11 protein-coding genes and 1 pseudogene are annotated in these 14,109 nt (G+C 68.2%); 7 read left to right on the top strand and 5 right to left on the bottom strand.

Features of this window, described 5'->3' with window-relative positions; translation table 11 throughout:
* A pseudogene (locus LZ012_RS16505) lies at positions 1-304 on the top strand (hypothetical protein); the annotation flags it as partial.
* A 31-nt stretch (positions 305-335) separates the two neighbouring features.
* On the opposite strand, the gene LZ012_RS16510 reads toward LZ012_RS16505, so the two are convergent.
* From LZ012_RS16510 to LZ012_RS16525, 4 genes are all read right to left on the bottom strand, one after another.
* Entirely contained in the window at positions 336-1,694 is a 1,359-nt protein-coding gene (locus tag LZ012_RS16510; protein ID WP_275711984.1) for a phospholipase D-like domain-containing protein, read from the bottom strand.
* A complete protein-coding gene (ligD, locus tag LZ012_RS16515) occupies positions 1,691-4,246 on the bottom strand; it encodes a DNA ligase D (protein WP_275711985.1) in 2,556 nt (851 codons plus the stop codon). Before ligD ends, LZ012_RS16510 begins: the two co-directional genes overlap by 4 nt.
* 30 nt (positions 4,247-4,276) lie before the next feature.
* Positions 4,277-5,143, bottom strand: a complete 867-nt coding sequence (ku, locus tag LZ012_RS16520) for a non-homologous end joining protein Ku (protein ID WP_275711986.1) — start codon at positions 5,141-5,143, stop codon at positions 4,277-4,279.
* Positions 5,144-5,273: 130 nt separating this feature from the next.
* On the bottom strand, positions 5,274-5,600 hold the full coding sequence (locus tag LZ012_RS16525) for a BON domain-containing protein (protein WP_275711987.1): 327 nt from the start codon (positions 5,598-5,600) through the stop codon (positions 5,274-5,276).
* Positions 5,601-5,733: 133 nt separating this feature from the next.
* Between LZ012_RS16525 and LZ012_RS16530 the strand changes: the two genes are divergently transcribed.
* Together LZ012_RS16530 and LZ012_RS16535 are read left to right on the top strand one after the other, a co-directional pair.
* Positions 5,734-6,231, top strand: a complete 498-nt coding sequence (locus LZ012_RS16530; RefSeq protein WP_275711988.1) for a hypothetical protein — start codon at positions 5,734-5,736, stop codon at positions 6,229-6,231.
* Between the two features lie 60 nt (positions 6,232-6,291).
* On the top strand, positions 6,292-6,495 hold the full coding sequence (locus LZ012_RS16535) for a CsbD family protein (RefSeq protein ID WP_275711989.1): 204 nt from the start codon (positions 6,292-6,294) through the stop codon (positions 6,493-6,495).
* Positions 6,496-6,588: 93 nt separating this feature from the next.
* On the opposite strand, the gene LZ012_RS16540 is transcribed toward LZ012_RS16535, so the two are convergent.
* A complete protein-coding gene (locus tag LZ012_RS16540; RefSeq protein WP_275711990.1) occupies positions 6,589-7,323 on the bottom strand; it encodes a phosphoribosyltransferase in 735 nt (244 codons plus the stop codon).
* A 103-nt stretch (positions 7,324-7,426) separates the two neighbouring features.
* Between LZ012_RS16540 and LZ012_RS16545 the strand changes: the two genes are divergently transcribed.
* The 4 genes from LZ012_RS16545 to LZ012_RS16560 all read left to right on the top strand — a co-directional run bounded on the left by LZ012_RS16545 (position 7,427) and on the right by LZ012_RS16560 (position 14,050).
* Positions 7,427-9,313 (top strand): PHA/PHB synthase family protein, encoded by a 1,887-nt coding sequence (locus LZ012_RS16545; protein WP_275711992.1) that lies wholly within the window; start codon positions 7,427-7,429, stop codon positions 9,311-9,313.
* 198 nt (positions 9,314-9,511) lie between these two features.
* Complete coding sequence (locus LZ012_RS16550; protein WP_275712157.1) at positions 9,512-10,792, top strand: nucleotide sugar dehydrogenase; 1,281 nt, start codon at positions 9,512-9,514, stop codon at positions 10,790-10,792.
* Between the two features lie 2 nt (positions 10,793-10,794).
* Positions 10,795-11,934 (top strand): glycosyltransferase family 4 protein, encoded by a 1,140-nt coding sequence (locus LZ012_RS16555; protein ID WP_275711993.1) that lies wholly within the window; start codon positions 10,795-10,797, stop codon positions 11,932-11,934.
* A gap of 25 nt (positions 11,935-11,959) precedes the next feature.
* Entirely contained in the window at positions 11,960-14,050 is a 2,091-nt protein-coding gene (locus tag LZ012_RS16560; protein ID WP_275711994.1) for a heparinase II/III family protein, read from the top strand.
* Positions 14,051-14,109 lie beyond the last annotated feature (59 nt).

Below are 14,109 nucleotides of genomic sequence, written 5' to 3' on the forward strand. Positions count from 1 at the left end.
CAAGGAATTCCAGCAGCAGGCCACGCAGAGCCTCGAGGAGCTGAAGGAACTGTCGCGGCAGCAGGCGGATGAGATCTCCCGCGCCACCGAAATGCTCTCTGAAGCCTCGACTACGTCGCTGCGTGAAAGCGGCGAGGAGTTCCGCAGCGCCGCCCGGCAGAGTCGCGAGGCGATGAGCCGGCAGGGCGAATCGATGGAGCAGGAGATGCGCGGCGAGGAAGAGGAAGGCAGCGAGCGTGGCCGGCAAGGCCAGGAAAGCTCGGAGGAGGAAAGCGAGTCCGGAACCCGCCGGCGCGCGGCCTGAACGGTGGCCACCAAGCAGCTTGAAGCAGGGCTTAAAGCAAGTATTCCCAGCGTTGGGCCAGCCATTCGCGCAGACGGTCGGCCACACTGCGCCGGGCCCAGGCGCCGGCCGTGATTTCCTGTGAAGCCGCCTGATCGGCGGCGAACAGGTCTTCCATCTCGTCCGCGAAATCGCTGTCGAGAACGAGCAGATCGGCTTCGTAGTTATGCACGAAGCTGCGCCAGTCGAGGTTGGTCGACCCGACGCTCGACCACACGCCGTCCACGGTCGCTGTCTTGGCGTGGAGCAGTGCATTGCGGTATTCGAAAATGCGCACGCCGCCGGCAAGCAGGTCGGCGTAGTGCGCCCGCCCGGCATGCAGGGGCGCCCAGAAATCGCTGAATCCCGGAAGCACGAGGCGGACATCGACCCCGCGCCGGGCGGCGTCGGCCAGGGCGTCGACGATGCGCTGGTCGGGCACGAAGTAGCCGTAGGTCAGCCAGATGCGGTGGTGGGCGTGGGCGATGGCGGCGAGCAGCGCGACGTAGAGTTCGCTGCGTTCGGCCAGCGGGTCGGCGGCCACCAGCTGCACCGCCATGCCGCCGCTGCGGGTGGCTGGATGCGGAACCTCCGGCAAGCCGCCCGGCGGACAGTGCTGGTCCTGCCAGGTGGTATCGAACAGGGTCTGGAACTGGCCGACCACCGGCCCGCGCACGGCGACATGCGTGTCGCGCCAGCCGGTCTTCAGGTCGGGGGCAGCACTGGGCGCCTTGTAGCGCCGGCGGAAGGGCGACGAGGTGTAGGTCCCGCTGATGTTGATGCCGCCGGTGAAGGCGAGTTGCTGGTCGACGATGAGGATTTTGCGGTGGTCGCGGTTGTTGACGCTGAGCCGGGCATCGGCGCTCGGCTGGCTGACCGGATTGAAGGCGCAGACCGGGATGCCGGCGTCGCGCAGGCGCGCAAAAAAGGCTTCCGGCGTGGCGATCGAGCCGACGCCGTCGTACAGCACGCGGACCCGGACCTGCGCCGCGGCCTTGGCGACGAGCAGCGCCGCCAGTTCGTCGCCGATGCCGCCCGGTTCGAGCAGGTAGGTTTCCAGGTCGACCTGCCGGCGGGCACCGGAAACGGCGCGCAGCATGGCCTGCTGGGTCTGCGGGCCGTCGACCAGCAGGTGCGCGTGGTTGCCCAGGGTCAGCGGCGCGGCGATCGCCTTGCGGGTTTCGGCCAGATGCAGGGCGAGCAGGCCCTGGCTGTCCTCACGGGCGAGATGACGGCGCACAGCCGCCTCGGGACTGCCGGACTGCCCCCCGGCCGGCGGAGCGGGCATGGGCACGCTGGCGGCCGGCGGCACGGCGCAGCCGTCGACGATCAGGCAGCAGGCCAGCAGCCCGGCGGCCACCTGCCGCCTCATGCCAGCCCCAGGGATTGGCGCATGGCGTCGGTCAGGCGCTGGCGGTGGGCGTAGCCCACCCACGGGTCGGTCGCCAGCCCGGCGAGGCGGGCGGCCAGCGTGTGCACGTTCCAGGCGGCGGCACCGTCTATCGTTTCCAGTTCGTCGCGGCTGATCGGCACCGACACCGGCAGGCCGGGCCGCGCCCGCACCGAATAGGCGGCCACCGTGCTGGCGCCCTGCTGGTTGCGCAGATAGTCGACAAAAATCTTCCCGACGCGGTTTTTCGGTCCCATGCTGGCCACGAACTGGCGCGGCAGATGGCGCGCCAGGTGTTGCGCGATGCCCTTGGCGAAAGCCTTGACCGGCTCCCACTCCTGGCGGGCAGCGAGCGGCACGACGATGTGCATGCCCTTGCCGCCGCTGGTTTTCAGGTAGGCGGCCAGGCCCAGTTCGTCGAGCAGGACGAGCACCAAGTGGGTCGCCTCGACCATGCGCGCCCAAGGCAGCGCAGGGTCCGGGTCGAGGTCAAGCACGATGCGGTCGGGCCGTTCGATGTGGCGGAAATCGGTATTCCAGCTGTGGAATTCGACGGTGCCCATCTGCACCGCGCCGATCAGCGCCCGTCGGCTGTCGATGCCGATCAGCGGCTCGTCGTCAGTCACCGTGGCGATACGGTGCAGGCCGGGAATGGCCAGGGTCTCGGCATGACGCTGGAAGAACTGCTCGCCGGCGATGCCCTCCGGTGCACGGAGCAGCGATAGCGGGCGGCCGGCAAGCTGCGCCAGCAGGTGTGGCGCGATGCTGTCGTAGAACTCGGCCAGCGCCCGCTTGGTGGTGCCGCTCTCCGCATCGATGACGCGCTCGCCGTGGCTGATGGCGATGCCCGCCACCTTGCCCTGGCCCGGCTTGCCGGCGGGTCCGGGATTGGCGGCCGGGCGTTCGCGGACGATCTCCTGCGCCGGCTTGTCGGCGCGCAGGCCACGGAACACCGCCTGGCGGACCAGGCCCTCGCGCGTCCACGCCGCGAATTCGACTTCGCACAGCAGTTCCGGGGCCAGCCAGGTGGCGCCGGCCGACTCCTGCCGGCCGGGCGGCGGCGAAAAAGGCGGCGTCGGCTGCGCCAGGCGCTGCATTCGGGCGTGCAGGGCATGCAATTGGTCCTCCGAAAAGCCGGTTCCCACCCGGCCGGCGTAGCGCAGGGCGCCGCTTGCCTCGTGCACGCCGAGGAGCAGCGCGCCGAAACCGCTGCGCCCGCCTTGCGGCGCGCTGTAGCCGCCGATGACGAATTCCTGGCGCAGCTTGCACTTGAGCTTGATCCAGTCGGCGCTTCGCCGCGAGACGTAGGAACTGCCGGCGCGCTTGCCGATGATGCCTTCGAGGCCGAGCGCGCAGGCGCTGCGCAACAGGTCGCCGCCGCCGGCCGGCAGCTCCGTCGAAAAGCGCAGGCGGTCGTCCTTGCCGGCGAGCAGGCTTTCCAGGCGGGCGCGGCGCTGTTCGAGCGGCACGGCGCGCAGGTCGAGTCCGGCGTGGTAAGGCAGGTCGAACAGGCAATAGACGATGTCGGCGCTGCGGCCGCGCTCGAAGGCGTTCTGCAGGGCCTGGAAATCGGGCCGGCCGGCGGCGTCGGGCACGATGATCTCGCCATCCAGCCAGGACGGGGCCAGGTCGAGGGCGCGCAGCGCGGCGGCGATTTCCGGCAGTTTGGCAGTCCAGTCCAGGCCGTTGCGCGTGAACAGGCGCGCTTCGCCGTCCTCGACCCGCGCCAGCAGGCGGTAGCCGTCGAACTTGACCTCGTAGCGCCAGTCGCCGGCCGGCGGTGTGGCGACCAGAGTGGCCAGGGTCGGCGCCAGGCGGGCAGGAAGCGCTGCCGCCACCGCCTTGTCGGGCTTGGCATCCGGTTCCGGCAGCGGGGCATGGCCGAGCACGCTGTCCGGGCGGGCGGCGACGATGTCGTAGTCGGCCGCCTGGCGCGCCGCGGCGTCGTTTTCCTTGATCAGCAGCCATTGCTCCTTGCCGCCGCTGCCGGGCAGCCGGCTGCGCACCAGGGTCCAGCCGCCGGACAGCTTCTCGCCGAGCAGGTGGAATTTGAGCTTGCCGGCGCGGTAGGCGGCCGCAGGATCGGCATCGGCCGCCTCCCAGACGCCGCGGTCCCAGACGATGACCTCGCCGGCGCCGTAATGGCCGGCCGGGATGCTGCCCTCGAAATCGGCGTAGGCCAGCGGATGGTCCTCGACATGCACGGCGAGCCGGCGCACTGCCGGATCGAGGCTGGGCCCCTTGGGCACTGCCCAGCTTTTCAGGGTGCCGCCCAGTTCGAGGCGGAAATCGTAGTGCAGGCGGCGGGCGGCATGCTTCTGCACGACGTAGAGCGGCGCCATGGCCTGGCCTCGCGCCCGGCCGGCTGCCGGCTCGCGGGTCGCCGTGAAATCGCGCTTGCGCCGGTATTCGGCCAGTGCCGGTTCGGTTTTGCTGCGGGAGGCTTTGTGCCCCGTTTCCGTCTGCAGACGGAAAGAGTCCTCGGCGGGCGCCGTTCCAGTTTTGTCGCGGACCTTGCCGCGTGCTGTAGCCATGCCGATTTTTCCGTGCGACCGGGGCCGGCCTCAGCCGGCCTTCTTCCGGCTGCGCCGCCCGCCGGAGCTGTCCTGGCCGGCCGGCGCGGCGGCCTTGCTCTCCTTGCCGCCCTTGCGACCCAGACTACGCCGCAGCAGGTCGGCGAGGTCGATGATTTCGGCGCCCTCCTCGCCTTCTTCCGCCGCTTCGCCCACCGTCTCGAGCTTGCCCTGGCGCGCCTTGCGCTCGACCAGGGCCATGATCTGCGCGGCGAACTCGTTTTTGTAATGGGACGGCTCCCAGTCCTCGCGCATGTCGGCGATCAGCCGGCGGGCCATGTCCAGTTCGCGCGGGTCGAGCTTGGCCTGGGTGACGGCTTCGGGCAGGGCCAGTTCGGCGAGATCGCGGACTTCCTCGGGCCAGCGCAGGGTGTTGAGCAGCAGGCCGGGGCCAAGCGGCATCAGCACGGCGAGGTGCTGGGTGTTGCGCAGCACCACCTTGGCCAGCCCGGCCTGGCCGCTGTCGGCCAGCGCTTCCCTGAGCAGGGCGTAGACCTTTTCGCCGCGCGCTTCCGGGGCGAGGTAGTACGGGGTGTCGAAATGGATGGGCGGGATTTCATCGGCGTCGACGAAGGCGACGATATCGACGGTACGCGTCGCGGCCGGGTAGGCGGCGCGGATTTCGTCGTCGTCGAGCACGACGTAGCGGTGTTTTTCGTACTGCACGCCACGCACGATGTCTTCGCCCGCGATGTCGGCACCGGTCGTCTTGTTGATCCGCTTGTAGCCGACGGGGTCCATGCTGCGCCGGTCGATCCAGTCGAAATCGATGCCGCGCTGCACGGTGGCCGGCACCAGGGCGACCGGGATATGTACCAGTCCGAAGCTTACTGCGCCTTTCCAGATCACGCGTGCCATGAGGGCTCCCGGCTCGGTCGGCCGACCGCCGCAGGCCGGAAAGCGCCGGCGGCGCGGGTCGGCGCTCGTTCGCCGTTCAGGCGGGCAAGTTGCATTCCCGCCCGGCGGCGGGAGCGGGATCAAGAACCGGTCATTTCGACGGGCTGACCTTCAGGTCGCTCTGCACGGTGCGTACGCCCTCGGTTTCGCGGGCGACGGTGATGGCCCGCTCCGCCTCGCTCTGGCTGGCGACCGTGCCGCTCAGATAAACCACGCCGTCACGGTCGGTATCGACCTTGATCTTGGCCAGGCTGCTCATTTTGTCGCTGGCCAGCCGCGCCTTGACCTTGGCGGTGATGGCCGAGTCCTTGACATAGGTCCGGGCCGAACTGCGGTCGGTATCAGCGTCGGCCGCTCCGGCAACCATGGGGGCCAGCATGATGCCGAGGCCCAGGCAGATGGCGAGAGGTGATTTCATGTCTTGTTCCTTGCGTGATATGGACGGTAGGTCGAATGCTAGGGACTCCCCCAGCGCTGTCTGTGCGCCAGCGGACAGACAGCAGTTGGCGGACTCCTAGACTGGGGCGGTCCATGTCCTGAAGGAGAGCGCAATGAATTCGTTCGACCAAACCGCCAGCATGCTCTTCCTCGGGCTGCTGGTCAGCCTCGGCGCCACAGCCCAGGAGGGCATGTCGCGCAGCGACTACAAGGCCAGCAAGGAACGTATCGAGGCCAACTACAAGACGGCCAAGGCGAGCTGCGATTCGCTGGCCGGCAACCAGAAGGACATCTGCGTCGCCGAGGCCAAGGGCGAGAAGAAGGTTTCCGAGGCCGAACTGGACGCCCGCTACAAACCCGGCGCCAAGGCCGAGTACAACGTCGAGGCGGCGAAGGCCGAAGCGGCCTACGATGTGGCCAAGGAACGCTGCGACGACCAGTCCGGCAACGCCAAGGACGTCTGCGTGAAGAAGGCCAAGGCCGAGGAAACGGCAGCCAAGGCCGATGCCAAGGCGGGCATGAACAAGGGTCACTCGACGTCCGGTTCGCACAGCGACGCGACGGACATGCAGCCCGAGGCCAGCGCCCGTATCATCCGTGTCATTCGCTAGGGCGTTTTCACAGTCCGGCCCGGCGTCCGCCGGCCGGCAATCGCATGGAAGGAGTCGCACATGAACTGGGATATCGTCGAAGGCAACTGGAAGCAGTTCAAGGGCAAGGTCAAGGCGCAGTGGGGCAATCTCACCGACGACCAGCTCGATGTCATCGCCGGCCGCCGCACCGAACTGGCCGGCAAGATCCAGGAAGCCTATGGAATCACGAAGGACGAGGCCGAGCGCCAGATCCGCGATTTCGAGGACCAGAACAAGCAGTAGTTGGTTATTAGTTGTTAGCTACTAGTTATTCGTCATTCCCGCCTCTGCGGGAATGACAGTTTCGAATAAATCAGCCAGCAGCTAATAACACAACTAGCCTTCCCAGCGCAGGCCGCGGCCGGTAGCGGCTTGGCCGGCCGGGCTGCAGCCCTTGTAGAGCATTTCGAACAGGTTTTCATCGGGAATCGGCGCAAAGTCGGCATAGTAGAAATCCACCGACTGGAAGTCATTGGGCATCAGCAGGCAGACGCTGTCCTCGACCTCGCCGACCAGGGTCAGCAGCGTACGCAACGGGGCGACCGGTACGGCGAGCACGCAATGCCGCGCCTCGCCCGCCCTGATCGCCTGGAGTCCGGCGCGCACCGTGTTGCCGGTGGCGATGCCGTCGTCGACGACGATGACGGTGTGTCCGGTCAGTTCCAGCGGCAGGCGTTGGCCGCGATAGCGGCGCTGCTGCTCCTCGATGATCTTGAGCTGGATGCGCGTCTCGCTGTCGAGGTAGTCCTGGTCGATATGCAGGCGCTCGACGACTGCCGGGTCGACAAAGCGCTGCGGCGTGGCGCCATCGGCGACGGCGCCCGGCGAGGCGTGGCTCGGGTCCGGCACGGAAACGCCCGGCGCCCGCAGCTTGCGGACGAATAGCACATCGAGCGGCGCGCCCAGCGCGCGGGCGATCTCGTAGCCGGCCGGCACGCCGCCGCGGAACAGGGCCACCACCACCGGCTTTTCGTCCCGGTAGCGCATCAGCGCGCCGGCCAGCCGGCGGCCGGCTTCCTGGCGGTCGGCGAAAATCCCCCGGTAAACGGTACTGCTGCTGTGCGATTCCATGCTCCTGCCCAAGCAAGGGGCGTTCCGACCGCCGGCGCCGCCGGCATGGGAATGGCCTTTGCTGCCTCCGGGATCGTGTATCCGTCCTAGAGGAGCATTGCCGATGAATCGTCCATCCGATACCCGCCGGGCCAGCCCGGCGCCTTTCGCCGAATCCGGGGCCAGCGGCTATCTGGCGCTGGCCAGCGGCGAGGTGCCGGCCCACACCCTGCCCCTGAGCGGCGAGGGTACTGGCTACAGCGTCAAGCGCATTGCGCCCAAGATCGGCCCGGTGCTGCGCACCACCGATGTCGACCGCGTGATGCATTCCTGGGTCGGGCGGCTGACCGGCGGCGTCGCGCCGACCGCCCTGATGCTCGCCTGGATCGACTGGGTCGCCCACCTGGCGGCTCAGCCGGGCAAGCAGCGGGACCTGCTGCTCAATGCCGTGGAGAAAAGCGTCTATCTGCGTGATTTCATGAGCGAATGCGTCCTCTCCGCCAATCCCGAGAATTGCGCCGAGCGGCGCCACGGCGATGCCCGCTTCCGGGCCGACGGCTGGAACCGCTGGCCGTTCAACGTCTATGCCGAGGCCTTCCTGCTCGGCGAGGAATGGTGGCAGCTGACCACCTCGACCGTGCAGGGCGTCAGCCAGCACCATCGCGACCTGCTGGCCTTCCTCGCCCGCCAGTTGACCGACACCTGCTCGCCGTCCAATTTCCCGTGGAGCAACCCGGAGGTTCTCCGGCTGACGCTGGAACAGGGCGGCGCCAATCTGGTCAAGGGCGCGGTCAATGCCATGGAGGATTTCTTCCGCCAGCGCAGCGGCGCCAAGCCGGTGGGAGCCGAGCGCTACCTGCCCGGCCAGGGCGTGGCCCTGACGCCGGGCAAGGTGATCTACCGCAACCGCCTGATGGAGCTGATCCAGTACACGCCGCAGACCGCCGAGGTCTATGCCGAACCGCTGCTCATCGTACCGGCCTGGATCATGAAGTACTACATCCTCGACCTGTCGCCCGAGAATTCGCTGGTCCGTTACCTGATCGAGCACGGCCACACCGTGTTCATGATCTCCTGGATCAATCCGGGCAAGGACGAGCGCGATTTCGGCATGGACGACTACGCCCGCGAGGGCATCATGGCAGCACTCGACACCGTGAAGAAGTTGCTGCCCGGACGTCCGGTCCATGCCGTCGGCTATTGCCTGGGCGGCACCCTGCTCTCGCTGGTCGCCGCCACCCTGGCGCGCAGCGGCGACCGGCGCCTGGCCAGCGTCACGCTGCTCGCTGCCCAGGTGGATTTCGAGGAGGCCGGCGAATTGCTGCTCTTCATCGACGAGGCGCAACTCACCTTCCTCGAGAACATGATGGCCGAGCAGGGCTACCTCGACAAAGGCCAGCTCTCCGCCGCCTTCAACCTGATCCGCTCGAAGGACCTGATCTGGTCGCGGGTGGTCGACGAGTACCTGGAAGGCGAGCGCCAGCCGATGTTCGACCTGATGGCGTGGAGCGCCGATTCGACCCGCCTGCCCTTCCGTATGCACTCGGAGTACCTGCGCAGCCTGTTCCTCAACAACGACCTGGCCGAGGGGCGCTACATGGTGGATGGCGAAGGCATCGCGCTGACCGACATCGACGTGCCGATCTTCGCGGTGGGCACCGAGAAGGACCACATCGCGCCGTGGCGCTCGGTGTACAAGGTGCATCTATACACCGACACCGACATCACCTTCCTGCTCACCAGCGGCGGCCACAACGCCGGCATCATCAGCGAGCCGGGGCGGACGCGGCGCAGCTACCGGATGACCTTCCACGATGCCAACCACCCCTACATGCACCCGGCCCGCTGGTACGACACGGCGCCGCTGACCGAGGGGTCGTGGTGGCCGGCCTGGCAACAGTGGCTGGTCGAGCACTCGACCGGCAAGAAGGCGGCCCCGCCGATCGGAGCAGCCGAATACGGCATCGTGCCGCTGTTCGACGCGCCGGGAACCTATGTGCATCTGGACTGAACGGATAGCCATAGTCCGTTCGGACCATGCCGGCTCGGTGCTGGATCACAAGGCATCCTGAAAATCGGCTCCTGGAAGCGCCGACAAAGCGGCGCTTCGCCCGCAGGCAAGGAGATCGGCATGTTGCTCACCCAGGAAAACAGCGAAAGCGCAGCGGCCACGGAGCAGGCGGCAGAAGCGGAAGCAGTCGATATACGCCTGGCGACGGTCGCCGTCGTCGGCCTCGGCTATGTCGGGCTGCCGGTTGCCGTCGCTTTCGGCCGCAGCCGGCCGACCATAGGCTTCGACATTGCCCCGGCCCGCATCAATAGCCTGATTCGCCATGTCGACGCCACCGGCGAGATGACGACCGCCGACCTCGACCAGGCCATCTTCCTGCATTTCACGAGCGAACCCGAGCAGCTGCGGCTGGCCGATTTCATCATCGTCGCCGTGCCGACGCCGGTGGATAGCGCCCACCGGCCGGATTTCGGCCCGCTGCAAGGGGCCAGCGCGCTGGTCGGCGAGTACATGAAGCCGGGCGCCACGGTGATCTACGAATCGACGGTCTACCCCGGCGCCACCGAGGAAATCTGCATGCCGCTGCTCGAACAGCATTCCGGCCTGCGCTGGAAACGCGAATTCCACATCGGCTATTCGCCGGAGCGCATCAACCCGAGCGACCGCGAACACCGCTTCACCAACATCACCAAGGTCGTTTCCGGCGACGATGCCGCCACCCTGGAGCGGATCGCCGCCCTCTACGAGAGCGTGATCCCGGCCGGCGTCTTCCGCGCCTCGACTATCCAGGTCGCCGAGGCCGCCAAGGTCATCGAGAACACCCAGCGCGACCTCAACATCGCCTTCATCAACGAGCTGGCCATCATTTTCCACCGCCTCGGCATCGATACCAGCGAAGTGCTCCAGGCGGCCGGCACCAAGTGGAATTTCCAGCCCTTCCGGCCCGGCCTGGTCGGCGGCCACTGCATCGGCGTCGATCCCTACTACCTGACGCACAAGGCCGAGCGCGTCGGCTACCACCCGCAGGTCATCCTCGCCGGGCGGCGCATCAACGATGGCATGGGCGCCTACATCGCGCGCAAGACCATCCAGCAGATGATCCACGCCGGGCGCAACGTCAAGGGCGCGCAGGTCAATATCCTCGGCCTGTCATTCAAGGAAAACTGCGCCGACATCCGCAATTCCAAGGTCGTGGACATCATCCGCGAGCTGGCCGGGTTCGGCGTCCAGGCCTGCGTGCACGATCCGCATGCCGACCCCGAGACGGTGTGGCACGAATACGGGATCCGCCTCTCCCCGTGGGATGCCCTGCCCGCCGCCGAGGCGCTGGTGCTCGCCGTCGCCCATGCCCAGTTCGTCGCCCTGCCGGCGTCCGACTACCTGCACAAGATCGCACCCGGCGGCTGCCTGATCGACGTCAAGGCACTACTCGACCCGGTGCCCTTCCGCCAGTCGGGCATCCAGGTCTGGCGGCTCTGATCATGGCCCAGTCCCATTCCGACACCGAGCACCCTCCCGCCGTCCTCATCCTCGGCCCGGACCGGTCGGCGATCAGCGGTGTCAGCACCCATCTCAACCTGCTGTTTTCCTCCAGCCTGCGCAGCCGCTTCCAACTGCACCATTTCCAGGTGGGCAGCGAGGGGCGCACCGAGAACGCTCTCGCCCGCGTGCTGCGCCTGGCCGACAGCCCCTTCGCGCTAGCCGCGACGCTGCTCGCCGGCAAGATCGAGGTCATGCACGTCAATACCTCGCTCAATCGCCGCGCATATTGGCGCGACTTCGCCTACATGCTGGTGGCGCGCCTGTGCGGCGTGCCCGTCCTGTGCCAGGTGCATGGCGGCAACCTGCAGCGCTTTTCGGCCGCCGCCGGCATCTTCGCACCGCTGTTGCGCGCCGCACTGCGCCTGCCCGACCTCGTCGTCGTGCTGTCGCGCAGCGAACTGGAGAGCTGGCAGCGCCTGGTACCCGGCCAGCCTGTCATGCACCTCGCCAATGCCATCGATCCGCGGCCTTATCTCGGTCTCGAACGGCCGCCGCTCGCCGGGCGGCCGCTGAAGCTGCTCTACATCGGCCGTCTGTGCCGCGAAAAGGGCCTGTACGAGGCCCTGAGCGGCCTGCGCATGGCCCAGGTGCACGGGGTCGCCGCGCAGCTCACCATCGCCGGCGCCGGCCCGGATGCCGCTGCCTTGCGCAACAAGGCCTGCCAGCTCGGTCTGGAGCGTTATATCCACTTCGTCGGCCCGGTAGTCGGCGACGCCAAGCCGGCCCTGCTGGCGCAGAACGACGTGCTGCTACTGCCCAGCTATTCCGAGGGTCTGCCCTACGCTTTGCTCGAATGCATGGCAGCCGGCATGCCGGCCATCGTGACTCCGGTCGGCGCCATCCCCGATGTCGTGATCGAGCATCAGCACGGCTACTTCGTGCCGCCGCGCGACGTTCCTTCGATCGCCCGGGCCATCGCCAGCCTCGCCACCGATCCCGGCCTGGTCGCGCGGATGGGTGCCGCCAGCCGGCAGCGGGTGGCCAGTGCCTACTCCGTGCAGCGTCTGACCCAGGAATTCACGCGGCTCTACACCGAGTTCGCCAGCCCGCGCTGCAGCGGCGCAGCCAGCCGCCCATAAGAAGTCCGCGGGGAAGGAGGAAGCGATGGATGGCAGCAGCGACCAGGGACCCGTGCCCTCGCCCTCCGGCAGCATCATCAAATACCCGCGCCTGCGGCAGGCCCGGCGGGCGCTGCCGTCTCTGCCAGGCTGGCTGCTGTGGCGCCTCAACCGCCTGCGTTGCATGTCGCCGGCTGAAGTCGGCCACCGCCTGCTGCGCCGGCTGGAAAGTGAAAGCGAGCGCCTCGGGTGGCGCGGCCAGGCCGTTGCACCGGCCCCCGACCTCGGACGGCGCGGCCGCCCCTGGCTAGACCTGCCGCCGGACACCGATCCGGCACCCTGCCTGGCGGCGGCCGACCGCCTGGTGGCCGGCCGTTTCGACATCTTCGCGCTGCACGACATTGATCTCGGCACGCCGCCGGCCTGGAACCGCGACCCGAAAAGCGGCGTCGAGGCGCCGGCCAGCTTCGGCAAGCTGCTCGACTACCGCGACCCGCGCCGGGTCGGCGACATCAAGTACCTGTGGGAGCCCAACCGCCACCTGCACCTGGTGACCCTGGGCCAGGCCTGGGCGCTGAGCGGCGAGACCGCTTATTTCGAAACCATCGTCTATCACCTGGAAAGCTGGTTCGCGGAATGCCCGCCCGGCCGCGGCCCGAACTGGACCAGCGCGCTGGAAGCCGCCCTGCGCCTGCTTAATTGGTCGGCCACCTGGCACCTGCTGGGCGGCGCTGCCTCGCCGCTGTTCGGGCCGGCGGCGGGTGCCGCCTTCCGCCGCCGCTGGCTGGATTCCGTTTATCACCACGCCGCCTTCATCCGCGGCTATTTCTCGCACGATTCGTCGGCCAACAACCACCTGATCGGCGAGGCGGCCGGCCTCTTCGTCGCGGCGCTGACCTGGCCGCACTGGCCGGCCGCCGCCGAGTGGCAAGGCACGGCGCGGGCCGTGCTGGAGCACGAGGCGGTGCGCCAGAACGCGCCGGACGGCGTGAACCGCGAGCAGAGCACGGCCTACCAGCTGTTCGTGCTCGATCTGTTGCTCGTGCCGCTGCTCGTCGGGCGGGCCGCGAACATCGAATTTTCATCGGGCTACCAGGACATCATCGAGAAAATGCTGGCCTTCCTCGCCTCGTTGATGGATGTCGGCGGCCATCTGCCCATGATCGGCGATGCCGACGACGGCGTGGTGCTCGGCCTGTCGCCGGGTGCCGATCCCGATGCCCGCTGCCGCTCGCTGCTCGCCACCGGCGCCGTGCTGTTCGGGCGCAGCGACTTGCGGACCAAGGCCGGCGTCCTCGACGAGCGGACGCGCTGGCTGCTCGGCCCCGGCGCCGAGGCCCGCTTCGCCGCCCTGCCGCCGCTTCCTCCCGGCCAGTCGAGCCTGCCCGTTCGCCAGGCTTTCCCGCAGGGCGGCTACTACATCCTGGGCTGCGCTTTCGAGTCACCCGACGAGATCCGCCTGGTCGCCGACGCCGGGCCGCTCGGTTTCGGCCGCCTGGCTGCCCACGGCCATGCCGACGCGCTGTCCTTCACGCTGTCCGTGGGCGGCCGGGAATTCCTGATTGACCCCGGCACTTACGCCTACCATACCGAGGCCGAATGGCGGCACTATTTCCGCGGCACGGCGGCGCACAACACGGCACGGGTGGACGACGAGGACCAGTCGGTTCCCGGCGGCAACTTCATGTGGCTGCGCCACGCCAACGCCCAGTGCAGCGACTGGCAGAGCACGCCGGACAAGGACATCTGCGAGGGCTGGCACGACGGCTACCGGCGGCTGGCCGATCCGGTGGTGCATCAGCGCCGCATCACGCTCGACAAGGCGGCGCGCCGCATCGACATCGAAGACCGTTTCCACATGCGCGGCTGGCACCTGGTCGAGCTGTTCTTCCATTGCAGCGAACAGTGCCGGATCGAGGCGACGGCCGATGGCTACCGCCTGTCCATCGCCGACCGCAGTCTGCTGCTGCGGCTGCCCAGCCTGCCGGGCAGCCGCCTGACGCTGCACCGCGGCAGCCGGTCGCCCATCCTCGGCTGGGTGTCGCGCCGTTTCGACGAAAAGGAGCCGACCACGACTTTCCGCTGGTCGGCCATTCTCAACAGCAATACCTACCTGTGCACCCGCATCGAGTGCTGAGGGAAATGCCGGCTGCTTCGTCGTCCCCACGGGACGCGGGAATGCCCTGTCCGAATCAA

The sequence above is a fragment of the Dechloromonas hankyongensis genome (assembly GCF_022012295.1).
In the GTDB taxonomy this organism is placed as follows: domain Bacteria; phylum Pseudomonadota; class Gammaproteobacteria; order Burkholderiales; family Rhodocyclaceae; genus Azonexus; species Azonexus hankyongensis.